Annotated in this window: 22 protein-coding genes; 11 read left to right on the top strand and 11 right to left on the bottom strand. The window is 57.8% G+C overall.

From position 1 onward, the window contains the following. Nucleotides 1–169 precede the first annotated feature (169 nt). Entirely contained in the window at nt 170–598 is a 429-nt protein-coding gene (locus ACUN9X_RS02180; protein WP_445473165.1) for a potassium channel family protein, read from the top strand. 3 nt (nt 599–601) lie between these two features. On the opposite strand, the gene ACUN9X_RS02175 is transcribed toward ACUN9X_RS02180, so the two are convergent. Then, nucleotides 602–1,825 (bottom strand): methyl-accepting chemotaxis protein, encoded by a 1,224-nt coding sequence (locus tag ACUN9X_RS02175; protein ID WP_445472052.1) that lies wholly within the window; start codon nt 1,823–1,825, stop codon nt 602–604. Nucleotides 1,826–1,989: 164 nt separating this feature from the next. Beyond that, nucleotides 1,990–3,480 carry a flavin-containing monooxygenase gene (locus tag ACUN9X_RS02170; protein WP_445472051.1) on the bottom strand — a complete coding sequence of 497 codons (1,491 nt, stop codon included), beginning with the start codon at nt 3,478–3,480 and terminating at the stop codon, nt 1,990–1,992. Nucleotides 3,481–3,707: 227 nt separating this feature from the next. Here ACUN9X_RS02170 and rrtA point away from each other — a divergent pair, with 227 nt between their 5' ends. Then, complete coding sequence (gene rrtA / locus ACUN9X_RS02165) at nt 3,708–4,301, top strand: rhombosortase (RefSeq protein WP_445472050.1); 594 nt, start codon at nt 3,708–3,710, stop codon at nt 4,299–4,301. A gap of 2 nt (nt 4,302–4,303) precedes the next feature. On the opposite strand, the gene ACUN9X_RS02160 is transcribed toward rrtA, so the two are convergent. Further along, nucleotides 4,304–5,746, bottom strand: a complete 1,443-nt coding sequence (locus tag ACUN9X_RS02160; protein WP_445472049.1) for a hypothetical protein — start codon at nt 5,744–5,746, stop codon at nt 4,304–4,306. A 253-nt stretch (nt 5,747–5,999) separates the two neighbouring features. Here ACUN9X_RS02160 and trxC point away from each other — a divergent pair, with 253 nt between their 5' ends. Together trxC and ACUN9X_RS02150 are read left to right on the top strand one after the other, a co-directional pair. Continuing rightward, entirely contained in the window at nt 6,000–6,437 is a 438-nt protein-coding gene (gene trxC / locus ACUN9X_RS02155) for a thioredoxin TrxC (protein ID WP_445472048.1), read from the top strand. A 32-nt stretch (nt 6,438–6,469) separates the two neighbouring features. After that, nucleotides 6,470–7,063, top strand: a complete 594-nt coding sequence (locus tag ACUN9X_RS02150; RefSeq protein WP_445472047.1) for an exopolysaccharide biosynthesis protein — start codon at nt 6,470–6,472, stop codon at nt 7,061–7,063. Nucleotides 7,064–7,085: 22 nt separating this feature from the next. On the opposite strand, the gene ACUN9X_RS02145 is transcribed toward ACUN9X_RS02150, so the two are convergent. Then, entirely contained in the window at nt 7,086–8,147 is a 1,062-nt protein-coding gene (locus ACUN9X_RS02145) for an acyltransferase family protein (RefSeq protein WP_445472046.1), read from the bottom strand. Nucleotides 8,148–8,284: 137 nt separating this feature from the next. After that, entirely contained in the window at nt 8,285–9,166 is an 882-nt protein-coding gene (locus ACUN9X_RS02140; protein WP_445472045.1) for a DMT family transporter, read from the bottom strand. 129 nt (nt 9,167–9,295) lie between these two features. On the opposite strand from ACUN9X_RS02140, the gene ACUN9X_RS02135 reads away from it, so the two are divergent. From ACUN9X_RS02135 to ACUN9X_RS02125, 3 genes are all read left to right on the top strand, one after another. Then, the gene (locus tag ACUN9X_RS02135; protein WP_445473164.1) at nt 9,296–10,264 is read left to right on the top strand and encodes a LysR family transcriptional regulator; all 969 of its coding nucleotides are present in this window, start codon (nt 9,296–9,298) and stop codon (nt 10,262–10,264) included. Nucleotides 10,265–10,367: 103 nt separating this feature from the next. After that, entirely contained in the window at nt 10,368–11,456 is a 1,089-nt protein-coding gene (ada, locus tag ACUN9X_RS02130; protein ID WP_445472044.1) for a bifunctional DNA-binding transcriptional regulator/O6-methylguanine-DNA methyltransferase Ada, read from the top strand. 82 nt (nt 11,457–11,538) lie between these two features. Beyond that, entirely contained in the window at nt 11,539–11,742 is a 204-nt protein-coding gene (locus ACUN9X_RS02125; protein WP_260037236.1) for a DUF3185 family protein, read from the top strand. Between the two features lie 33 nt (nt 11,743–11,775). Here ACUN9X_RS02125 and ACUN9X_RS02120 read toward each other — a convergent pair whose 3' ends face one another. Both ACUN9X_RS02120 and ACUN9X_RS02115 read right to left on the bottom strand, forming a co-directional pair. Then, entirely contained in the window at nt 11,776–12,285 is a 510-nt protein-coding gene (locus ACUN9X_RS02120) for an MOSC domain-containing protein (RefSeq protein WP_445472043.1), read from the bottom strand. Next, nucleotides 12,282–12,668, bottom strand: coding sequence for a MerR family transcriptional regulator (locus tag ACUN9X_RS02115; protein WP_445472042.1), 387 nt, complete (start codon nt 12,666–12,668; stop codon nt 12,282–12,284). The genes ACUN9X_RS02120 and ACUN9X_RS02115 overlap by 4 nt, the downstream gene beginning before the upstream one ends. A 93-nt stretch (nt 12,669–12,761) precedes the next feature. On the opposite strand from ACUN9X_RS02115, the gene ACUN9X_RS02110 reads away from it, so the two are divergent. The 4 genes from ACUN9X_RS02110 (at nt 12,762) to ACUN9X_RS02095 (ending at nt 16,977) form a co-directional block, all read left to right on the top strand. After that, entirely contained in the window at nt 12,762–13,796 is a 1,035-nt protein-coding gene (locus tag ACUN9X_RS02110; RefSeq protein WP_445472041.1) for an SDR family oxidoreductase, read from the top strand. A gap of 188 nt (nt 13,797–13,984) precedes the next feature. Beyond that, nucleotides 13,985–15,160: a type III PLP-dependent enzyme gene (locus ACUN9X_RS02105; RefSeq protein WP_260037230.1), complete on the top strand. Its 1,176-nt coding sequence runs from the start codon at nt 13,985–13,987 to the stop codon at nt 15,158–15,160. A gap of 89 nt (nt 15,161–15,249) precedes the next feature. After that, nucleotides 15,250–16,182, top strand: coding sequence for a DUF4124 domain-containing protein (locus ACUN9X_RS02100; RefSeq protein ID WP_445472040.1), 933 nt, complete (start codon nt 15,250–15,252; stop codon nt 16,180–16,182). Between the two features lie 54 nt (nt 16,183–16,236). Beyond that, a complete protein-coding gene (locus ACUN9X_RS02095) occupies nt 16,237–16,977 on the top strand; it encodes a TerC family protein (protein ID WP_445473163.1) in 741 nt (246 codons plus the stop codon). A gap of 76 nt (nt 16,978–17,053) precedes the next feature. Here ACUN9X_RS02095 and ACUN9X_RS02090 read toward each other — a convergent pair whose 3' ends face one another. The 4 genes from ACUN9X_RS02090 to ACUN9X_RS02075 form a co-directional block, all read right to left on the bottom strand. Continuing rightward, the gene (locus tag ACUN9X_RS02090) at nt 17,054–19,126 is read right to left on the bottom strand and encodes a TonB-dependent siderophore receptor (protein ID WP_260037225.1); all 2,073 of its coding nucleotides are present in this window, start codon (nt 19,124–19,126) and stop codon (nt 17,054–17,056) included. 319 nt (nt 19,127–19,445) lie between these two features. After that, the gene (locus ACUN9X_RS02085; protein WP_260037224.1) at nt 19,446–19,838 is read right to left on the bottom strand and encodes an ectoine synthase; all 393 of its coding nucleotides are present in this window, start codon (nt 19,836–19,838) and stop codon (nt 19,446–19,448) included. 87 nt (nt 19,839–19,925) lie between these two features. After that, nucleotides 19,926–21,365 (bottom strand): GTPase/DUF3482 domain-containing protein, encoded by a 1,440-nt coding sequence (locus ACUN9X_RS02080; protein WP_260037222.1) that lies wholly within the window; start codon nt 21,363–21,365, stop codon nt 19,926–19,928. Further along, nucleotides 21,358–22,767, bottom strand: a complete 1,410-nt coding sequence (locus ACUN9X_RS02075) for a DUF2868 domain-containing protein (protein WP_445472039.1) — start codon at nt 22,765–22,767, stop codon at nt 21,358–21,360. Before ACUN9X_RS02075 ends, ACUN9X_RS02080 begins: the two co-directional genes overlap by 8 nt. Nucleotides 22,768–22,830: the final 63 nt, after the last annotated feature.

Raw genomic sequence — 22,830 nt, 5'->3', positions numbered from 1 at the left:
TAAGCAGGACTCCCCTGGCGACGTTAATGGGATTGTTTTGGTGTGAGCCATAGTGCCACAGCCCTGAATCAATGACGACGGTGAGGCCGGACACAGGTTGGTCTAAACTGGGGGCGGATAACGACAGAGTTTTCACGATCAGGCGAGGCAGCTAAACCGAATGCATTCAATTTTCACTATTTTCGCCGTTACCGGTCTGGTGGCCTCGCTGGCTATTCTGGTGCATTACCTGTGCCTGTCGTGGCTGTCACGATTGCTGGCCCGCATGGATATGTTCCATCGTTTTCGTATCGTAATTGGCGTATTTGGCACTCTTTTCGCGCATCTTGTTGAGGTTTGGATGTTCGCGCTGGCGTATTACTGGATGCACCACACACCAAACTGGGGCTATTTCGAAGGCAACTTTGCCGGCACCTTGCTGGACTGCTCCTATTTCTCGATCACGACCTTTACCACCCTGGGATTCGGTGACATCGAACCCCACGGAGCCTTGCGCTACCTCACCGGCATCGAAGCCCTGACCGGACTGGTACTGATCACCTGGACGGCGTCATTCCTGTTCCTTGAAATGCAGCGCCGCTGGAACGTCAAACGCTAGCGCCTATTGATCCACCGACACCTGTGCGGCGACAGTTTCCAGCTCGGCAATCAGCGCCTTCAGGCGCTGGCTCATGCTGGCACTGTCGACCAGCTGGTCCACCATGCTCTGGGTTGTTTCACGGATACTCTGGATGTCGTGCTGGACTGCATCTGTAGCAGCCGTTTGATCGGCTGATACGCGGGCAATGTCCTGATTGGTGTCATCAATCTGCTGCACGACGGCATTGATTTCCTGCAGCGCGATCGTGCCGGCATCGGCTTCCTCCACGCAGCGGGAAGCATCGGCGGAGCTGGCGTTCATCTGCTCAACTGCTGATCCCATGGTGGCGAGCAGGCGATCGATGGTGCCCTGAATCTGCTCGGTTGAATCCTGAACCCGGCGCGCCAGGTTGCGTACCTCGTCGGCGACGACTGCAAATCCGCGCCCCTGCTCGCCGGCTCTGGCGGCTTCGATGGCCGCGTTGAGCGCCAGCAGGTTGGTCTGTTCGGCGATGCCCTGAATCTCCGTCACCGTGCTTCCGATTTCACGGCTGTTTTCGGCCAGCGCCTCGACGCTGCTGGCAGACTGGGCAATGACTTCAGCCAGCTTTTGAATAGAGTTTGATGTGCGCGCGACCCGATCTCGGCCGGTCGTAGCCGCCAGTCGCGCCTCGCGGGACAGTTCCTTGGCGTTATCCGCCTGGCTGGCGATCCCCTGAAACCCGGTCAACATGGCGTCAACGGCATCCGCTGAGCGATCAGTTCCCTGCTGCTGGCGTTTCAGTTCATCGCGGCTGCGTTCGGTGGCAGCGGTTAATGCGGTGACTTCCGCTTCCAGCCTGTGGATGGCATCTTTCATGCTCAGCACAGCATGCCCGGTCCGCCCTTGCATGGCGTTGAAAGCTTCCGCCATCTCGCCGATCTCATCGGTGGAATCAACATCGGCCCGCAGGCTGAGATTACCGGTGCGCTGCACGTCGACCATGGTGTTCTTGAGGCGGTGTATATGCCGCTCGATAAAGCTGATCAGCAACTGGGAACCAGCCATTTCGAGCAGCATGAGCACGAGCACGATGCCGGCAAAGCCGCCGGCGTGCTCCGCAAAGGCGGCCTCAAAGGTCTCGCCGGTGGCGGCTGCAATCTCGCTTATGGCGTAGCCGGCCAGAACGACCAGTACGGTGAAAACAACAATATTGAGCAGCCAGAACTTGTACTTCAGCCTGGCGTTTTTGAGCAGAGTCATCATGGTGGTCGTGCAAATCCCTGAAAATGAAGGCATGGCGAACAAATGCCACGCTAATTATCAGTAAGATAGCACTGCGAGCGTCAGCGTGCTTTGCCTTGAGTCAAAACAGGTGGCGTTTGACGATGTTTTGCTTTGTGTTGCCAAACCCCGCCTGTCAGGACAACTCAGGCCTGTTGGTCGGCCACCTGTGTGGCGGGTTCGCCAGCCCGCCCAAAGGTCATCGCGCCGTCGGCAACCCGGCCAAACCGCATATTCACCAGATCCAGCAGGTAGTTCTGATACAGCTTCCAGGGCTTGCGATCGCCCTGTTTTGGCAGGTGGGCCTCGGCTCGGTGAACATAGCCCGAATCCAGGTCAAGAAAAGGCTCCTGCTCCACATCGGCGCTGACCACCGGTGTACAGTAATCAAAGCCCTGCTTATCCATGAAATTGATCAGCCGGCACACATACTCGCTGGTGAGATCGGCCTTGAGGGTCCATGACGCATTGGTGTAGCCAACGACTAACGCCAGGTTGGGTATATCGCTGAGCATCAGGCCTTTGTAAGTCATGGTCTCGGCGGGCTTGATCTGTTGACCGTCAACCTGCAAGTCCGCACCGCCAAGGGTGACCAGATTCAATCCTGTGGCCGATACGATAATGTCGGCTTCCAGCGTTTCGCCTGACTTGAGGCGGATGCCCTGTTCAGTGAATGCTTCGATATGGTCTGTCACGACCGATGCATCGCCGTGACGCAGCGCCTTGAACAGGTCGCCGTTGGGTACGATACACAGGCGTTGATCCCAGGGGTTATAGCTGGGGTTGAAATGGGTGTCGATGTCGAAATCCGGCCCCAGCTGGGCGCGCAGGTGTTTGCGCAGCAGTTTGCGTACAAACTTGGGATAACGCCGGCAGAGTTGGTAGAACATCGTCTGCAGGGAGACGTTTTTCCAGCGGGTCATCTGATAGGCCAGACCAGTCGGCAGCAACCGATTCAGCGTGCGGGCAATCAGATCTACATCGGGTAGCGATACGATATAGGTCGGTGAGCGCTGCAGCATGGTCACGTGAGCAGCCTGTTCGGCCATCGCCGGCACCAGCGTGACCGCTGTGGCGCCGCTGCCGATCACCACCACCCGCTTGCCAGTATAATCGAGATCTTCCGGCCAGTGCTGGGGATGAATGATCTGGCCCTTGAAGGTGTCCGCGCCCGGAAATGCCGGGGTATAGCCTTCGTCATAGCGATAGTAGCCGCTGCAATTGATCAGGAAGTTACAGGTAAAGCGGCTCGTCTTCTTGCCGGGCCCGACTTTGGCTTCCACCGTCCAGGTGGCGTCGTCACTGGACCAGTCGTAACGGGTGACCCAGTGGTTATAGCGGATCGCCTGGTCGATGCCATAGGTTCTGGCCGTGTCCCGGACATAGTCGAGAATGGAGCTGCCATCGGCAATGGCTTTGCCTTGTTGCCAGGGTTTGAAGCGATAGCCCAGGGTGTACATGTCGGAGTCGGAGCGGATGCCCGGGTAGCGGAACAGGTCCCAGGTGCCGCCAATGGCTTCCCGGCCTTCCAGAATGGCGTAGCGCTTGCCAGGGCATTTCTGTTGCAGGTGGTAGGCTGCGCCAATGCCGGATAAGCCGGCGCCGACAATGACAACGTCAAAATGCTGCGTGGTCATGGAAGTTCCTCTTCAATGAGCGGTGGCGGTTCCGGGGCAGCCGGAACTCTGACAATGACTAAAGCATTTGCTTTAGTCATTTCAACCCGGAGTGGGGTGACAATACAAGTGCGATCGGGGCCAAGTGAAAATGGGGGTCGTTTCCCGGTGTTGAGTCGCTTTGTCGCGCTATACTGGCCGTTTGAATTGACGACTTGGATATCACCTGACGGTATGTTGCTGAACACATGTTACTGACAACCCTGGTACCGCGACGATACTGGATACTGGCAGTCACGCTGCTGGCGGCCTGGACCTTGCCCGGTGCGCTGCTGGAGTGGTCACGGGCCGGGATCGTTGAAGGCGAATACTGGCGGCTGCTGACCGGTCACTGGACTCACGTGAGCCTGGCGCATCTGCTACTGAACCTGCTGGGCCTGATGGTGATTGGCGCATTGTTCAGTCACCGGGAGGGTATCTGGCAGTGGTTACTCGCGCTGATCGTCATCGCGCTGGGTGTTTCCTTGTCGCTGCTCTGGCTGATGAATGACCTGGACTGGTATCGCGGCTTTTCCGGATGCCTGTATGGGTTGCTGGCTTATCGCGGAGTTGTGTCGCTTACCGACAGGCCTGGATTTGCCGCTACGGTTCTGGTCTTTACCGGGCTCAAGCTGCTGGCTGATTCAGTGATGACAGGCGATGGACTGAGTGCTGACTGGATTGGTGCAGCGGTGATCTGGCAGGCGCATATTGCGGGCGCAATCACCGGTGCTGTTGTGGGTGTGTTGTGCCTGGCTGGCGGGCATCTCCTGGGCAGAAGACGCCCGTCAGCGGCGGATTAATCTCAGGCTGACATCCGTCTCCGCCAGATCAGCAGGCCGGTCAGCAATCCTGTGAATAGAAGCGACGTACTACCGCCGCCTCCGCCACCGCTTTGGATGCCGGTGGTTCTGCTGACGGCTTTGTCTGAAGTCGAGGTTGATGCTTGTCCTGCGATGCTGTTATCGATGCGGGCAACGCGCATGTCGACGAGATCGGAAGGCGCGTCGCCAAGGAAAGCGAGAGTCCCTACATCGAGCCCCAGCAGCTGGTATGACGAGCCGTAAACATAGTCGCCAGAATTTGACAGGGCGCGAGAGCTGGTTCCGATCATCAGTGTGTCGGCAGACGAGGATGAAGAGAGCAGCTGGTACTCTTCCAGTAAGGACACGATAACATCGACCCGTGTGTCAAAAGTCTCGCCCCCACTCAGCGTCATAGTGAGATCGGTTGTACTGTAGACATCTTCGCCAAGCCTGATGTGGCGGGGGAGTTTCAATAGCCCCTGGTGATACACATACTTGGTCTGCGAGCCATCCGTGTCGTTGATGCCTCTTTCCATTATATAAATACCATCCTCGCGACGTTCCAGGATCTCATAGCCGCCGCTGCTGTCGTTGCGGAATCGCCCCTGGGCACTCAGTGACTGACCCTCAACAGTCGCGATATAGCCATTGCTGAAGCGGTAGTCCCAATTGATGTCACCAAGTGGGTAGAAAGCAAACAGGTTCTTGCGTACAAAGATATTGGCAACATCGGGCGAGTAGCCCGAATTGATTTCCGACAGATTGGATGCACCATCGTTGTCGTAGTCCTCGAAACCGTCGTCGGCGTCGTAAGGGTCCAACGCGGCGTACTGTTGTTCAACGTCGTAGGGAATGCCGTCGCCATCAGGATCGTTCGCATCGGCAGTGGGACTGATCGTGTCGGTAAACTCGATATTGTCGATCCATACGGCATCTTCACGCGCAATAGTGACGGGGTCTTTACGGTAGGTGAATTCAACCCGTCGCGTGGGATTCGGAATCAGCACTTCAATGTGCTGCCACTGGTTGGACACACCTGTTTTCCGGAAATTATACCGCTTGCCGTTAATGCGGAGCTCCATCACGTCGCAACAGCTTTCGGTCAGTTCAAGGTAGTCGAATGAGAGTGTGCCGGCGGGCAGGTGGGTATCGAGTGCAACCGAGCTGGTCTGGTTGTGGTCGATCACGCCAGAGCGCAAGCTCAGCGAACCGGATTTCGATTGGGTCGAGTCCAGCTTCCAGGGCCGGGCACTGTCGGCTCCTTCGTGAAATCCTTCCGGCATAACGCCACTCTCAAAATCCTCGAAGTAGCTTTCATAACGGACTTCGCCGGTATCTACGGTGTTATCGAGTTCTATGGTGGCGCCGGCGCTGAAAGCCGGAACGGGCAAAACGAGAGCGAGGGACAGCGCAGCCATCAGGCTGGTGAAGGTCCGTTTCATTACTGCATTCCTTATTATTGACGTCGAACAGCGGCGTATGACTGCGTAATCAGGAAAATGAAACTGAACGTGGATGGGCAATCAGGGCAGCATCAGCAGCAGGTTCACCAGTATCCAGCGTTACAATGTGTCGTCAGAATAGGTAAATCGCCTGTCCGCTTCAGTGAGACGGTTCTCAACCAGAATCATTTCCCGGCTTGATTTTGCATAACCTGCACCCACAACAAAGGTGCTTCCACAGGAGACCTTAACCATGAGTGATCTACTGCATGTCGGTTGTCCGCACTGCAAGAAGATGAACCGGGTGCCCGCGCAGCGGCTCAGCGATGGCCCGAAATGCGGCGCCTGCAAAGGCGCTCTGGCAGAGGGGGCTGTTGCCGAGTTGAGTGACGCGGAAATGCCGGGGTATACCGGTAAAAGTGATCTGCCGGTGTTGGTGGATTTCTGGGCGAGCTGGTGTGGGCCTTGTAAGACCATGGCGCCGGAATTCCAGTCAGCCGCTAAAAGCTGGCGGGGACAGGTCGCCTTTGCCAAAGTGAATACCGAACAGGCGCAGCAGGCGTCAGCCCGTTTCGGCATTCGCAGCATTCCCACGCTGATCCTGTTCCGCAATGGCAAAGAAATTGCTCGCCAGAGCGGCGCAATGCAGGCCTCTCAGCTGACGGCCTGGCTGCGAACGCAACTGGGTTAAACAGCCTCCGGATCACAGGACAAGGCGGACGTGTGGCGGACAACAACGAACTGAGTAACCTGGAACAACTTCTCGACCGCATTGACCGAGTGGCGGTGGCGGATGAGCGAGTGTCGGTTGGCCGCATACTGGAAGCGATCGGATTACGTTCGTTCGGGCCGATTGTGCTGTTTGCGGGCCTAATTACGCTGGCGCCTTTGATTGGCGATATTCCGGGGGTGCCAACCCTGTTTGCATTGCTGGTCATCCTGACTGCCGGCCAGCTGTTGTTCCGGCGTCAGCATATCTGGCTGCCCGGGTGGATAACCTGCAGAACCATGCCGCAGGACAAGCTGCGCAAAGGCCTGAAATGGATGCGTGGCCCGGCCAGCAAAATTGATCGACTGACCCGCCCAAGATTGACCGCGCTGGTGGAAGGGCCCGGCCTGCTGGTGACTTCCGCGGCCTGCGTGGTGGTTGCGCTGGCGATGCCGGCTATGGAGATTGTGCCGTTCAGCGCTAACGGCGGCGGTGCCGCGCTCACCGCATTCGGGGTAGCCATGATTTCCCGCGACGGTGCGCTGGCGCTATTTGCGTTGGTGACGACGGCCGCCACTCTGGGCATCGTGCTGACCAATCTGATGTGACGGGTCAGCACGAGGGCCTGCCTCAGGGCAGTTGCTTCGGCTCCTGCAGAGGCGCAGGCGCGCTCCTGTCAGAGTCCATCGAGGTTTTGCGATACTGCCTGAACCAGCGAAGTGCCGGCTGTTCTATCAAGGTATGGATGCCGTAGGCCAGGGTCACCACGACCGCGATGGCCACCATCACACCGACCTGCCCCGGCAAACCGTAGTCGTAACAGAGCTGGATGATCCCGTAGCCAATATTCTGGTGAACCAGGTAGAGCGCGTAAGACAGCCGGCCCAACAGCAGCAGCGGCCGGTTGGCGAGAAAATTCAGGTAGCCCATCACCGCCATAATGAAGGTGGCGTAGCAACCGACAACAAAGAAGTTGAACGGGCTCTTGTACGCGACCAGACAGTGGGCCATCGCGACCACCAGCAGCAAACGGTCCGCCATCGACGGTGTGCCGTGTTTGTGCCAGCGGAACAGCAGCATGCCGCTGATGAACAGGGGCGCGTATTTGGTGAACAACAAATCCTTGATCAGGAATTCAAGCCCGTCAGGGATCGCTTTCCAGTAGAAGACAGCGAAGTAACTACCAATCACCCAGGCCCAGAGCACTACCCGCAACTTCTGGCCTTGCCCCAACCCGTAAAACAGAATCGCCATCCACACGTAGAAGGTCGCTTCGACCACCAGACTCCAGTAAGCGCCATCAACGTGGGGCAGCTCGAAGTATTCATGCAGCAGGGTCGCGTTCACTAATGCATCCGGGAATGACACCAGCCGGCTTTCGGGGCCTAACAAATGCACGAAGATACTGGTGAGGATGATGCCGGCCCAAAGCGACGGCAAGAGTCTGAACGCCCGCGCCAGGCCAAACCATTTGGCAGTGGGCGTACGCTCCAGCGTCATGAAAATAACGAAGCCACTTAGAATAAAAAACAGGTGCACGCCGTAACGGCCGAACTCCAGAAACGACCAGGGGGTAAAGCTGTGGCCGAAGAGTTCGTTGAAGTAGGGAATATAGTGAAACAGCATCACGCCCACGGCGGCGATGCCGCGTAAGGCGTCCAGTGCCTGTAAACGCTCGGTATTTTGTGCCATGGGCCCATCCGTATAGTTTGTAGACTTATTCTATGTGGAAACGGGCCCGGTGGGCAGCGCTCTTCACTACCATCTGATTGCGGTGAGCTTACGGTATGGCAACGAAGAGCGTAAAGGAGGGCGTCGCTGAGGGGCGGTTAGCAATTGCTTCCGGCCAGCGCGGCGCGCTTGCGCGAGGCTTTATGCTGGCGCAGGCCGATCAGCGCCAGCGGCACCACAATCATGCTGCTGCCCAGCAGGAACCAGATGTCCGGGGTTTCGCCGAACCAGAGCCAGCCCAGCGCGACGGCCCAGATCAACCCGGTATATTCGGCACTGGTGACCTGACTGGCGTCGACCTGACGATAGGCCAGCAGTACCGTAATGTTGTAACCCAGAATAAAGACGGTCGATCCGGCTGCGCTCATCAGCATGGACGGATCCCATTCGGCGCCCTCCCACAGCATCAAGGCGCCACTGGCGGGCAGTACCAGCAGATATGTCAGGAACAACTTGTGCACCATCGACTGGCCGCTGGGGAGCTTGCGAACCAACAATGCGTTAATCGCAAGTGTTGCCGCCATTACCAGCGCACTGAGCGCCATCCAGTTTACTTCGACCGGCCGCAGAATCACGACAATGCCGAGAAAGCCGCTGATGACGGCAAACACACTGCGGCCATCGAGTTTCTCGCCGTACAGGATCACGGATAGCACCATGACGATGACCGGCGCAGCATAGAAAATCGCGTTCGCGGTCGCCAGCGGCAGGGCGCCCAGCGCCAGTACCATGCAGACCACACCGACCAGGTGCACGTGGGCCCGCAGGACGTGAACGCCGAGGCCTTCAAAGAGCCGACCGGTATCGATATAGCGCCAGAACGGAACCAACAGGGCGAGCGTCAGCGCGCAACGCAGGAACACGAACTGGAACACCGGTGAGCCGGGCTCCAGCAACTTGATAAACACATCTGAAATCAGCGCCAGTGCGTTGCCGATAACCAGCAAGAGAATCGCGCTGTTGACTGTACGGCCTGACATGACTCCCTCCTGATCTGGTGCATGAATGAATAATGAGCAGTCGCCAGTGTAGGGGTTCTGATTTATCCTGTTTAATGATATTTAAGCTATCAGTATTAGTTTTATGTATAACAGGAGTGGGTCACGATGATGAAACTGCCTCCGCTGCGGACCCTGCCGGTGTTTGAAGCCGTGGCACGGCTGAACAGCTTTTCCCGCGCAGCGGACGAACTGAATATCAGCCAGAGTGCGGTCAGCCATCAGATCAAGGCGCTGGAAACCTATCTTGGCGAGGCGCTGTTTCTGCGCAACGGCCGCTACCTGACCCTGACCGACGAAGGCCGCAGTTATCAGGACAGCATCGGCTCCGCCCTGCTGCAGATCGAGCGGGCCAGTGAGGCGCTGCTGGGGGAAGAAACGGCCCGCATTCGGCTGGCGGTCTTCAGCTCGTTCGCGGTGCGCTGGGTGATCCCGCGATTGCCTGCTCTCAAACGGGCTCACTCCCAAGTGGATCTGGCACTGGAAATGACGGGTGAATCACCACAGCTGTCGGATCGGGTGGCCGATTGCTTTATCACCATCCACCCGGAATCCAGCGCCTTCACTTACGACCTGCTGTATCGGGAACGCTTGTTCCCTATTTGTAGCCGTCAGTTCTGGCAGCGGGTGTGTGAGTCGCTGGGTCTGAATGGTGCCGCTGCCGAAGACGGGCCGGACGGCGAGGCGATGACACTCACCCCCGAACAGATTGCCGGATTCCCGTTACTCTCGACTCACAGTATTTACGGGCGTGAATCCGGCGACTGGCAGGCCTGGTTTCAGGTGGCGTATCAGGGCATTCCGGCACATGCGCGGGTGCAGCATTTCAGTCACATGCTGATGGCGCTGGAAGCGGCCCGGTTTCATCAGGGCATCGCGCTGACCAATGATTACATGCTCAGTCAGGAGGACGATGAGGCGGCCTTCGTCCGGCTGCCCTGTCACACGCTCATTACCGGTGACCGTTTCTACTTTGCCCACAAGACCAGCCGGCGAAATGAGCCGGGTATTCGGCTGCTGCGGCGTTGGGTGATGGATCAGGCCATTGCCAGCGGACTCCGGTCCGCCAGTGAGGGATGACCTGCTTTTTCGAATAGGACAGCAACTACCGGAGTGAGTCGTTGGTCGCGCTGATTCATACTGCCGATGTGGGTTAAGATTGAAGCCGATGGAGGCCACACCGATGAGCATAACTGTAGCCAGATCAGATCACTTGATGCCTGAACCCGAGCAATGCTGGGCGGCGGTCTGTGACCGGGATCCGCAGGCCGATGGTCGCTTTTTCTACGGTGTGATCACAACCGGCGTCTTCTGTCGCCCGGTTTGTCCTTCCCGGCGGCCCAACCGCGAGAATGTCCGCTTTTACAGTAGCGCCGAGGCGGCAGCCGATGCCGGTTTCAGACCCTGCCAGCGTTGTTATCCTGATCAGCCTGCGCCGCAAGCTCAGCGCCAGCAGCAGATGGTCGCGGCCTGCCGCGAGATCGAAAATGCCGAGTCGGAGCCCTCCCTGTCACAGCTGGCTGCGGCCTGTGGGCTAAGCCGCTTTCATTTTCAGCGGGAGTTCAAACACCGCATTGGCCTCACGCCCCGGGCCTACTTTCAGGCCCACCGGGCCAACCGGCTGAAAGCGGCGCTGGCTTCGGGTGAAACCAGTACCCGCGCCGGTCTTGACGCGGGCTTTGGCTCCTCGGGTCGACTCTACGCGGCGACCGGCGATCATCTTGGCATGACCCCCGGGGACTATCGTGCCGGCGGCCGTGGCGAAACCATTCGTTTTGCGCTGGGTGACTGCTGGCTCGGGGTGATCCTGGTCGCGGCCACAGCACGAGGCATCTGTGCGATCGAGTTGGGTGATACTGCCGATGCTTTGCTGCAGGCCTTTCAGTCCCGTTTTCCCCAGGCTGAACTGGTGGGGGACGATCCGGCGTTTGCCCGTTGGGTGGCCGTATTGGTGGGTTACGTGAACCAGCCGGATGAGTCGGTACTGGACCTGCCGCTCGACATTCAGGGAACGGCCTTTCAGCAGAAGGTCTGGCAGGTGTTACGGGCGATTCCCTGTGGCGACACTGTGACCTATACCGATGTTGCCAACGCATTGGGTCAACCCACCGCCGCCCGCGCCGTGGCCAGGGCTTGTGCCACCAACCGCATTGCACTGGCGATCCCATGTCACCGGGTGGTGCGCAGTGACGGCAGCCTGTCCGGTTATCGCTGGGGCATCGAGCGCAAAGCCGCGTTGTTGGAGCGGGAGTCGGATCAGGCCAGCAGGTGAAGGCTGGTGGCTTTCGCTTCTCTTTGACGCTGCATGGGTGTAGGTTTTGTGCCGAAGACACCCAAAACGTAAGGAGAACGTGTTGAACGCGTCTAAAATGGTAGGGCTTGTACTGTTGGTCGTTGGTGTGATTCTGCTGTATTTCGGCTGGAACGCATCCCAGAGTGTGGGCGATCAGATCTCCGAAGGACTGACCGGCGAATTCACTGATGATACCATGCTGTATCTGATCGGTGGCGCCGCCGCGGTGGTCGCCGGTGGTTTTATGGCGTTTATTCGCAAGTAATATCCGCGAACTGACCGCGCTGGTAGCAGCCGGTCAGTTCGGCTCTTCCAGTACTTGCACACTATCCCCGTCCCGAATCTGCCCTCCGGTAATTACCTTGGCGGTAATGCCGCCGTGCCCACGCACCGCGTTGTATCCACCGGCCCCGAACGTCGTTTCCATTTTCGAGCAGGGATGACACAGACCCGTCATTTCCAGCACCACCTCGCCGATGCGAAACTGCCGTCCCTTTAATGCCAGCAGGTTGAGTCCGCTCACCACCAGATTACGTCGCAGCAGCTCCGGCCCGACAGTTTGCCGGTGCAACAACGAGGCGATGACCGGCAGGTGCTCTGCCTGAATCAGCGTGACTTGCCGTTTACTGTCCGCTCGCCCTTTGAACCGGTCACCCGCCAGCCCACCGCCGACGGTAATGGTGGATTCCGCACACCGCTGCATGAGTTCACCCCGGGCGGGACGAATGCCGATCCATTCCAGGCGCCCGGTTTGGGGCAGTTGTTGTAGCAGATGCGCAAGGCCTTTGGGAACGTTCGCTGAGGTCATGAAAACTGCTCGCTGACGTTACACGCCTGTCGCGCAGCGCTCTCTTCAAGGCGCACCTGTTCGGCGGCCAGCAGTTTGTCGACCTGGCGCAGTTGTCGGATCTGCTTGCGGATATCCAGCCGCTTCTCGGCCAGAAGCTGTGCGCCCTGGGCGCAGTCCACCTCGTTTGACTGAATGCCGTTTAGGATGGTTCTGATTTCGCTCAACGAGAAGCCGAACGACTGCAATTGCCGGATCAGCTCAACCTGCCGCACAGCGGATTCAGGGTAGTCACGATAGTTGTTGGCCCGTCGCTGAATGCCGGGAAGCAGCGCCTCCTGTTCGTAGTACCGCAGCGTATGCCGACCAATGCCGGTGCGAGATTCAAGCTGGGCAATCCGCATGATGAAAAACCTGTTGACTGTAGAGTTCACTTTACACTTTAGCATGAGTTTCCGAAGGCACCCGACGGGGTCTCATTTGAAGGAGTAAACATCATGAACATACTGGTAACCGGCGCGACTGGATTCATCGGCCGCTATCTCGTGGCGCAACTGACGGCGCGCCAGCATCAGGTGATCGCGCTGATGCGGCGGCCCGAGGGAATAGACGACTTTCGCCGGCAGATTGAGGGGCTTGGCGGTAATGGGTTGTCCCTGTCAGCACTGCAGGGTGATCTTGATCAGCCGGATCTGGGATTGGAGCATGCGCCTGAGTCACTTGATGCCGTCGTCCATCTCGGTGCCCGGTTTGCATGGAAGTTACCCACCGAAGCGGCTCGCCAGACTAACGTGGAAGGTGCGCTGGCGGTTGCCCGACTGGCGCACAAAGCCGGGGCCCGACTGGTGATGATCAGCGGTTTTATGCTGGAGAACGCTGCCCACCTGCAATCACTGGGTATTGACCCGGAACATCCGGAAACGGTGGATTGGCCGGCGGTTTACCGCCAAACCGGAGCCTATGAAGCAAGCAAACTCGAGGGTGCCTTGCGGGTACGCCAATGGGCTGATTCGATGGGTCTGGACTGGATTGAAGTGCAGCCGGCTACGGTGTCAGGCCACAGTCAAACCGGTGCTCTGGAGTCGGCGCAGCCGCTGTACCAACTCATGGATAATCTGGCCCATGGTCGCCTGACGATGATCCCCGGCACATCGGCGCATCAATTGCCGCTGGTACCGGTCGACCTGCTGGCCGGTCTGATCGTCGCGGCCTGTGAAGCGCAAACAGTGCCTCGGCGTTTGCTGGCGCTGGATGCGGAAACACCGAATCTTAACGGTGTGATCGGCCAACTGGCAAATGGGCTGGGTCGCAAACCGCCCCGGCGGCATATGCCTATTCGCGTGTTACAGGGGCTGTTGCGTATTCCCGGTGTTTCGGCGCTAATGAAGACCGCACCGGAATCGCTCCAGTTTATCCAGACCCGCACGTTCTCATCGGATCAGACACGGGAATTTGCCCGCAGCAACGGTGTCGCGTGGCCTTCGGTCATGCAGAGCCTTCGGCAGACAGCGCAGGCGTATCGTCATCTCTGAAATTTGCCAACTTTCATGCCAGAAACTACGTTTGGGATATGGGTAAATATCCTCACTAGGTGAATACGGAAAAAGGTTCTACATTCGCGAAAATGCTGGCCCGTCATATCGAACGGGCTTTTTTTCTACCCGGTAAACATTACGTTACCTGCGCAAACCGCGCCCACAGGGAGAACGCTTAAACACCCATGAACGATCAGAACAGCATCCAGATTACAGACTACTACGACGCAGAGACTTTCAAGCGCATCAAGGCTTTTGCGGATACCCAGGAAACCCCTTGTCTCGTTGTTGATACCGCCACCATTGCGAATCAATACGACGAGCTGGTTGAGAATTTCCCGTACGCAAACGTGTATTACGCAGTGAAAGCCAACCCTGCGCCGCAGGTGCTGTCGCTGCTGCGTGATCGTGGCTCCAACTTCGACATCGCGTCGATTTACGAGCTCGATAAAGTCATGGCGCTGGACGTGAGCCCGGATCGGATCAGTTACGGCAACACCATCAAGAAGTCGAAGGACATTCGTGCCTTCTACGACCGTGGTGTGCGGCTGTTCGCGACGGATTCTGAAGCTGACCTGCGCAACATTGCCAAGGCAGCACCGGGTTCCAAGGTGTATGTGCGGATTCTGACTGAAGGCACGCAAACGGCTGACTGGCCGTTGTCGCGCAAGTTCGGTTGTCACACCGACATGGCGATGGATCTGCTGATCCTGGCCCGCGATCTGGGCCTTGTGCCTTACGGTGTGTCGTTCCACGTGGGTTCGCAGCAGCGCGAAATCGGCGCCTGGGACGCGGCGCTCGGCAACGTGAAGGTTATCTTCGACCGCTTGAAGGAAGAAGACGGCATTGTGCTGCAGATGATCAACATGGGCGGTGGTTTTCCGGCCAATTACGTCAGCCGCACCAATGATCTGAAAACCTATGCTGAAGAAATTGAGCGCTTCATCCGTGAAGACTTTGGTGATGACTTCCCTGAAATCATCATCGAACCGGGCCGTTCGCTGATTGCCAACGCCGGTGTACTTGTGAGCGAAGTGGTACTGATTTCACGCAAGTCGCGTCACGGCCTGCACCGCTGGGTGTTTACCGACGTCGGCAAGTTCTCCGGCCTGATTGAAACGCTGGACGAGTCGATCAAGTTCCCGGTGTACACCGAGAAAACCGGTGAATGTGAGGATGTGGTGATCGCCGGCCCGACCTGCGACAGCGCCGATATCATGTACGAGCACTACAAGTACGGCCTGCCACTGAACCTGGCCATGGGTGACCGGATGTACTGGTTCACCACCGGTGCTTACACCACCACCTACAGCGCGGTCTGCTTTAACGGCTTCCCTCCGCTGCAGGATTACTACGTCTGATATCTGCCTCCAGTGGCCGCATGTGCGGCCACTGGTTGTCTTTGCCACTTCCTTTTACACTGACGCCCATTGATTACAGGGAGTGATCCATGGCGAGAAGTGTGTATTTCGCGTTTTTTCTATGCGTGTTGCAGCCTTTGGCGGCATTTGCCGAGATCTACCGCTATACCGACGAAAACGGGGTGGTGCACTTCGGGGATCGTCAGGTGCAGAACCAGCAGCAGGAAGCCGTCCAGTTACGCGGTGTCCGCTCTGATTGGCAGCGCTATCACATTGATGTGATCGCCGGTGACGGCGTCACCCTCACCGATACCGAGCGTGAACGTATTGAAGCCGATGTGAATCACGTTTACCGGTTTTTTGACGACGTGCTCTATTTCGATATTCACCGCACAGTGCCCGTGAATATTCTGCTACTGGCCAACAAGGCCGCCTACGATAGCTTCCTTAGCACACGCATTGAGGGTTCGTTGCCGCCATCACGCGGTATCTTTCTGGGGCGTACCAACGACATCGTGGTCTATATACGGGAAGACCGTGAAGGCACCTTCCGTACCATCAAACATGAAACAGGCCACGCGATCGTGGCGACGCTGACGCCCTATTTGCCGGCCTGGCTAAATGAAGGGCTGGCCGAGCAGATGGAAATGCTGACCCGCTCAGGTGACCGGTTAAGGATTGAATCCCATCCTGAGAATGCCGCCGATGTCCGTGATATGCGGGACAGGAACCTGATGGCGGACGTGAAAGCGTTTCTTTCAATGCAGAGTACCGATTGGCGAGGGCATTATCGCGATAAGGGGTATTCGCTGCAGTCCCAGACCGGGGAGTTTGTCTATTTTCTGCTGTCATCGCCCACCGGGCGCAGTTTTCTGACCCGTTTGACGCATCAGTATGCCCGTGGGGACCGGACGCTGGCGTCTTATCTGGTGGACGAACATTATATTGGTGGTATGCGAGTAATGCAGGACAATTGGGCCCTCTGGTTACGCGGTGCCCGCAAAGACGCCCTGATCTTTTAGCGGTTTTGGCAAACGATGCCGGTTTTATATATAGGAGAGTTTTAAATGGAGTGGCTGAGCTGGGTCAATGACCCCCAGGCGTGGATTGCGCTGGCAACACTGACGTTGCTGGAAATCGTGCTGGGGATCGACAACATCATTTTTATCTCGATCCTCGTGGGGCGCTTGCCGGAACATCAGCGCAACAAAGGCAGGGTCATCGGTCTTGGGCTGGCGATGATCACCCGTATTCTGTTGCTGTTGTCACTGGCATGGGTGATGACGCTGACAGCGCCGCTGTTTGTGGTGCTGGAGCAGGAAATTTCAGGTCGGGATCTTATCCTGATTCTGGGTGGCCTGTTCCTGTTGGGCAAAAGTGTGCATGAGATTCACAACAGCCTCGAAACCGAAGAAGGCAGTGCAAAGGTTGCGGCGGTGGCCAGCTTTGGCGCCATTCTCGCGCAGATTGCGGTGATTGATATCGTGTTCAGTCTGGATTCGGTGATTACCGCTGTCGGCATGGCAGACCATGTGGCCGTGATGATCATTGCGGTGATGATTGCGGTGGGCGTTATGATGCTGGCGGCCAAGCCAATCGGCGACTTTGTCGACTCCCACCCCACTATCAAGATGCTGGCGCTGAGTTTTCTGATTCTGGTGGGTGTCGCCTTGCTGGGTGAAGGCTTTGATATGCACATCCCGAAAGGCTACATCTACTTCGCAATGGCGTTCTCGTTCGGTGTCGAGATACTGAACCTGAGAGTGCGGAAGAAGAATCGCGAGAAGGCAGAGCTGGAGAAGCAGGCCGAGGGCTGACGTGTCAGGTTGAGTCTGCAGAAATGAGAAAGGGCTGTATGACGGATGTCATACAGCCCTTTTTTAGCGCCTGATGTTACCAGCGGTAGCTGACGCTGCCAATTACGCTACGCGACTCACCGTAGTAGCACCAGTAGTCGCAGCTGGCGACGTATTCCTTGTCGGTCAGGTTGTTGACGTTCAACTGCGCGCGCCAGTTGCGGGCAAAATCGTACTGGGCCATCAGGTCGAACAGCATAACTGACGGTACTTCGATGTCGCCGTCGACGCTCTCGCCGATGTGCCGTGCGCCACCCCCTACTTTCAGGCCCGGCACAGTGTCCAGGAACGAGTAGTCAATCCAGGTTGAGGCCATGTGGCGAGGTATCAGCGGAGCGCGCACTTCACCGGCTGAGCTGGTCTTGTTTTCCGTTTTTGAGTCACTGTAGGTATAGGCGGCTGTCAGTTGTAGCCTGTCCGTCAGGTAAGCAACGCCTTCCACTTCAAGGCCATCGGTATTGCGCTCGCCTTCCTGAACCTGATTACCCCCGGTGGCGGAGGTGACCAGTGAATTCTGCTCCTCAATGCGATAGACCGCAGCGGTGACGTAACCGTCCAGATAGTCGGGAGCAAACTTCACACCTGCCTCAAGCTGCTTGCCTTCACGTGGTTTGTACAGATCACCATTTGGATCGGTGCCTGCAATGGGCTGGAACGACTCGGTGTAGCTGAGGTAAGGCGACAGGCCATTATCCGCCAGGTACATCAAGCCACCCGACAGGGAGACCTGCTCGTCGTCTGCCTCCTGGGTTGTGTTGGTGGTGCGATTCTCGTTATCTGTTTTGGCCTGATCGTAGCGTACGCCTGCCAGCACGATCCATCGATCATCAATGCGGAGCTGGTTCTGAACATACAGACCGGTTTGGTCTTTGGTGATGTCGCGGGATTCCAGCAGGGCCGGGTCGATCGGGGTGTAGTTACCGTACTGGGGATCGAAAAGGTCAATGGAGGCGTTGCCGAAGGTGTACAGGTTGCCCTCCAGACCGTCATTCTCGAGGTTCTGGTAATCCAGCCCGATCAGCAGGGTGTTTTCGGTACGGTCGGTGAACCACTTGCCGACCATCCGGCTGTCCACAGTCCAGCTTTCGATTTCGCCGTCGCGATACGTCAGGCCCCGAACGCCGGTGCGTGGGCTATCGGCATACAGGATGTAGCTGCTACGAAGTAGAAGGTCCAGCTTGCTGTAGCGGAAGTCCTGTTCGAACGACCAGTTGTCGTTGAATGCGTGGGAGAATTCATAGCCGATGGCGGTCTGGGTACGCTCGTTGGTGTCGTAATCCGGTTCGCTGTAGCTGGTTGAAGGATCAACCTTGCCGAACGGCGTTTCTTCAACCGTACCGTAAGGCAGTTTGAAGCCGTTGTAGGGCACTGCATCGTCTTTTTGCAGGCTGGCGAGAATGGTTAGTTGCGTGCGGTCGGTAATGTCCCACTCAAGACTCGGCGCGAAGTAGTAACGTTCGTTCTCGGTATAATCTATATCGCCTTCGCCAGAGCGGTAGAGCCCTACGAGGCGGTAGCGGACGTCGCCGTCATCGGAAATCGGGCCTGCGGTGTCCACACCAAGTTGCTGATGATCATTGGTGCCGCCCTGCACCTCAATCAGCCCCTGGGGTGTTTCCGTCGGCCGTTTGCTGATGGCATTGATGACGCCACCCGGAGGTGCTTCACCATAGAGAATGGACGCCGGGCCTTTCAATAATTCAACCCGTTCCAGCCCGAAGGTTTCCGGTAGCCATTGATAAAAGCCTTCCCGGTATATGCGCAAGCCATCCTGATAGGTCGCCTGATCATAGCCGCGTATCTTGAACCAGTCGGTGTCGTTGTCTCCGCCGTACTGGCCAGACAGCACGCCTGCCCGGTAGCGGAAGGTCTCATCCAGTGACTGGACGTTGCGCTCTTCAAGCTCTTCCTGATCGACAACGGATGCAGGGCGAGGCGTCTCCACCAAAGGCGTTTCCACCTTCAGTGCGGTGTCTGACACGACTAATGTATCAAGTGTCGTGGTGTCAGACTGCGCAAGCGCAGTAGCGGGAACAAGTATCAATGCGACGGGCAGCGTGCGGCGAATGGCCGCAGTCAGGGAGCGAACGGCGTGGTTCGAAGTGGACATGCAATACCTCTGGACAGTGTAAGGGTGGCATTTCCATATGCACATCAATTTTTGCGAATGATATTGATTTAATTTAATAAACGCAAATGATTCGCAATTGGATTAGGGGAAAGAGTTGTTCAGAGTGCTGCAAAGGATCTTACACAAGGCGTGTTGGCCGGCCTGAAATCGGCGTTAATCGGATGGATAGGGCAACTTTTAGCGGGTTATATCGAAGGGGCGAGAGCCAGGGAGGTCACCGGACAGACGATAATCAACCTGTCCGGTGATGTCGTGTGGTTGCGCTTATCATGAATAAACGAACCCGCACACGGGATGCTTACTCGTCGTCAGGGATCAGGTAAGCGCCGTCTTCATCGTGTACTTCGCGGCCGGTAACCGGCGGGTTGAAGGCGCAGATCAGGCGCATGTCTTCAGTGCCACCGCGCAGAATGTGGCGGTCATGGTTATCCAGTGCGTACAGCACGCCGTCAGAAATCTGGTGAACTTCACCGGTGGCGAGGTCTTCGATGCTGCCGTTGCCAGCCACGCAGTAAACCGCTTCCAGATGGTTCTTGTACCAGAAGGTGTGTTCAGTGTTGGCCGGGATGATGGTCTCGTGCATGGAAAAACCCATTCCGTCCTTTTTCAGCAACAGGCGGCGGCTATTCCAGTTCGGTCCGTGAACATCCTGATCTGAGCCAATGATGTCATCGAGCTTTACTATTTTCATCGTCATCCCCAATTTGTTTAGTCAAACAAGCCATTAGTATAAACATGCCCCTTTCTACGAATTCAAATGCATTCCGTAGCTATCCCTTCAGACGGACTGCGCGGGCGATGTGCCGGTGGCTTCGTTTTGCTGCCATTGGCTGAAGGCATGCATGGTGTGGTTGATGGTCTGTATCCACTGATCATGACGCCGGCCGTCAGTGGTCCCTTTGCATAAGCGCTGGATCAGACTCTGAAGCTGGCGCTGGTCATCTTTGCCGAGCTGGCTGATCCAGTGCTCCCCGGTGGTGGCCAGATTGACCGGGTCGCGACCGGCATGGTTGCGATGACTGATCTGATACCAGTGATTCAGCGCCCTGCCTAATACAATATAGCCGAACTGCAGGTCGGCTGCCGGACCAAAGCGCACGCTTCGATGCCCTTGCCGGAGCGGCCCCATCGACCACTTGCCCAGCCGGTTGGCGTAATAGTAGCTGCCGGCAGCTCCGACAATGCCGCCCAGGAGTGCGCCCGCACCCAGCGAATGCCCCAGTGTCAGGGCATCCACTCCAACGCCGCTGATGGCGCCAGCGCCAAATCCGGCGGTTGCCAGATGGGTGCGGCTGACGCCCCAGAGCGCGCGACTGTGATCACCGAACAGATCATCGTCGCCTGCCCAGTGGAGTTCTGCTTCCTGCCGTTGAATCCGGTGGTGTTGATAGATCGATTCCACGCCCTGTCGAAGCTGGCGTTCACGCTTGCGCTGGCTGTCTATCCAGCGCTGCTGCAATGTTTGTTTCGCCGCGCTGCGGGATTCTGTCGGGCCGATACTACCGGTGACCTGCAGTTGCAGCATGTCACTCAGGGCGCGGGTGATCAGATCGGCGGAGTCGGTCTGTCGCTGCTGGCGTTGGTGTTCCAGATGATCGGTGGCGGCTGTGAGCGGTTGCTCCCAGCGAGCTTCCAGCTGGCCGAATCCTCGCAGCAACCCGAGGTGTTGCTCGAACGGCGCGGTGACGGCGTTAAACCGGCGCACAATCCTGAAATACTGGCCCAGTGCATTCTCCCAGCGGTCACTGTAGTCGTCGCTGCCGATGGCATTGATCAGCGCGAGGCTGGGCCGCCCGGTCCACTGAAGAATGGTCATTTCCGCTTCATTGGCGGCGCTGTAGGGCACAGACCCGTCAACCACATAGATGATGCCGGCATTCTGCTCAAGGATGGGCTTGAGCAACTCGCATTCGTCATGGAACTGCGGATCATCCCGGTGCTGGTTGTAGAATGCCTGCACGGTTTCCGGCCGGTCGGATGCGGAAGCACTATGGGCTTCAAGCCAGGCCAAAAGCTTGCGTGGGCGCTGAAAACCGGGTGTGTCGATCAGAGTGTAAAGGGTGTTGCCATCGACGGTCAGAGGGTAAGCATGGCTTTCGCGGGTGGTGCCCGGTTCCATCGCAATGGCAATACCGTCATTTTGCGACAGCGTAGCGACGACACTGGATTTGCCGCGATTAGGGTGGCCGACGACTGCGAAACTGGGCGCTTCAACCATGACGGGCCTCCGCTGAAGGTGCTGCGGGCAAGGCGCAGACCCAGAGGTTGGCATCCTGCTGGCGTTCAACAAAGCGCAGCCACTGGGCACTCTGTATGTCCGAGGCTGGTGACAGCGGCGTTTCCCCGCCAACAGGCAGTAGTGCGATTACGCGATTTGCGGGGCCTTGCTGGCGGGTGTCCCGAATAAAGTCTGCCAGCTCGCCGGTGGGCGGTTCCCACGCCCGGCACAGGATAATCGCCGGTCTGTCATGCTCTGCCAGCTGGGTGATCGTCTGCTGATCCTCGTTCAGGCTGGCAGTGCCTCCTGCCTGCAGAACCAACACCTTGGCATTCTGCTGAAGCCGGGTTCGAATGTCGGTCACTTCGGAGCCTGCGCCGGCCCAGCACACCAGCGCATCGCCGGCTGGCAGTGCATGCAGCTCCTGTTGCTGTGGTGCCGCCGGCGCCGAGCCACTGTCGGTCAGGTCGCTGCCGGTATCCAGTGTGGGGGTGGCAAACCGGTGCAGCAACGACTGGCGGCCAGGGTGGGAACGCAGCAGCCTGCGGGCCTGAAAACGCAGGTGCAGACGGGCAAAAACCAGTAATAGCAGCCGCGGAACAATGGCATAGGTCAGCCATAGCATGGCGACAAACGGCCACCAGTCACCATAGCGCGCCGGGTTATCACCCACGGCATCCGATAACCGGAAAAACTGGGTCAGCTCGACCAGCGTCAGTGATGGCACAGCAGACGGTAACCAATTGGCCCACGGCGCTGCCAGCCCCTGCACTATGCCGGTATAGGCATCGGCCGAGGTGCGCAGTGTCGTACTCCAGCCGAACGCCAGATCCTGCACCACCACCATGGCGATCAGTGTCAGCCAGCCAGCAACGGCGAAAGCCAGCGCCATCTGGTGCGCCGTGCAGGCGGCGAGCTGGGGCTGAAGTTGAGCCAGCATCGGGTGGATTTGCGACCGTTTGCTGTCGTCTCCTCGGGGAATGCTGCTGAGCAACTTGCCCCAGGGGCGCCAGCCGACCAGCGCCTGACCGGTCGTCAGCACAGCGAGCAGCAGCTGAAGTGCGACAAATCCGATAATCACGGTCACATTGATTTGCTGGTTACCGTCATAGAACAGCAGGCCAAGCATTGTCAGCATGCCCAGCAGAGCGCCAACAGGCGTAAGCAGCAGGGTCAGTCGTCGCCAGGGTTTCAGGCGGGAATCGTGATCGGGTCGGCTTGTCGCCGGAACCCGTGTCTGGACATGATCAAGCCAGCCGGCAATACCGGGCCGTTGTTGGTTGGCAAGGCAATCCAGAGCGTAACGCCGGTCGCGTCGATGGAGGAACAATGCTGTCTGGGTCTGGTCACGCCGGACCTGATCATCGAACTCCAATAACAGCGTGAGTGGGCCGTGTGGCATCCGGTTCCTCGGTTTAGTGGCGAATAGTGTGGCGCTTGAAGTGTAGCGCCTGGCCCGGGCCTT

The sequence above is a fragment of the Marinobacter sp. V032 genome, from assembly GCF_052645435.1.
This window is presented reverse-complemented; position numbering and strand designations above follow the sequence as displayed.

What these genes read in the sequence shown, in the direction of transcription:
- ACUN9X_RS02145 (WP_445472046.1), bottom strand. Translation starts at nt 8,147, where the DNA reads ATGGCACAAAATACCGAGCGTTTACAGGCACTGGACGCCTTACGCGGC.
- ACUN9X_RS02120 (WP_445472043.1), bottom strand. Translation starts at nt 12,285, where the DNA reads ATGACCTCAGCGAACGTTCCCAAAGGCCTTGCGCATCTGCTACAACAA.
- ACUN9X_RS02105 (WP_260037230.1), top strand. Translation starts at nt 13,985, where the DNA reads ATGAACGATCAGAACAGCATCCAGATTACAGACTACTACGACGCAGAG.
- ACUN9X_RS02110 (WP_445472041.1), top strand. Translation starts at nt 12,762, where the DNA reads ATGAACATACTGGTAACCGGCGCGACTGGATTCATCGGCCGCTATCTC.
- ACUN9X_RS02075 (WP_445472039.1), bottom strand. Translation starts at nt 22,767, where the DNA reads ATGCCACACGGCCCACTCACGCTGTTATTGGAGTTCGATGATCAGGTC.
- ada (WP_445472044.1), top strand. Translation starts at nt 10,368, where the DNA reads ATGAGCATAACTGTAGCCAGATCAGATCACTTGATGCCTGAACCCGAG.
- ACUN9X_RS02115 (WP_445472042.1), bottom strand. Translation starts at nt 12,668, where the DNA reads ATGCGGATTGCCCAGCTTGAATCTCGCACCGGCATTGGTCGGCATACG.
- trxC (WP_445472048.1), top strand. Translation starts at nt 6,000, where the DNA reads ATGAGTGATCTACTGCATGTCGGTTGTCCGCACTGCAAGAAGATGAAC.
- rrtA (WP_445472050.1), top strand. Translation starts at nt 3,708, where the DNA reads ATGTTACTGACAACCCTGGTACCGCGACGATACTGGATACTGGCAGTC.
- ACUN9X_RS02100 (WP_445472040.1), top strand. Translation starts at nt 15,250, where the DNA reads ATGGCGAGAAGTGTGTATTTCGCGTTTTTTCTATGCGTGTTGCAGCCT.
- ACUN9X_RS02080 (WP_260037222.1), bottom strand. Translation starts at nt 21,365, where the DNA reads ATGGTTGAAGCGCCCAGTTTCGCAGTCGTCGGCCACCCTAATCGCGGC.
- ACUN9X_RS02140 (WP_445472045.1), bottom strand. Translation starts at nt 9,166, where the DNA reads ATGTCAGGCCGTACAGTCAACAGCGCGATTCTCTTGCTGGTTATCGGC.
- ACUN9X_RS02085 (WP_260037224.1), bottom strand. Translation starts at nt 19,838, where the DNA reads ATGAAAATAGTAAAGCTCGATGACATCATTGGCTCAGATCAGGATGTT.
- ACUN9X_RS02170 (WP_445472051.1), bottom strand. Translation starts at nt 3,480, where the DNA reads ATGACCACGCAGCATTTTGACGTTGTCATTGTCGGCGCCGGCTTATCC.
- ACUN9X_RS02090 (WP_260037225.1), bottom strand. Translation starts at nt 19,126, where the DNA reads ATGTCCACTTCGAACCACGCCGTTCGCTCCCTGACTGCGGCCATTCGC.
- ACUN9X_RS02175 (WP_445472052.1), bottom strand. Translation starts at nt 1,825, where the DNA reads ATGATGACTCTGCTCAAAAACGCCAGGCTGAAGTACAAGTTCTGGCTG.
- ACUN9X_RS02160 (WP_445472049.1), bottom strand. Translation starts at nt 5,746, where the DNA reads ATGAAACGGACCTTCACCAGCCTGATGGCTGCGCTGTCCCTCGCTCTC.
- ACUN9X_RS02135 (WP_445473164.1), top strand. Translation starts at nt 9,296, where the DNA reads ATGAAACTGCCTCCGCTGCGGACCCTGCCGGTGTTTGAAGCCGTGGCA.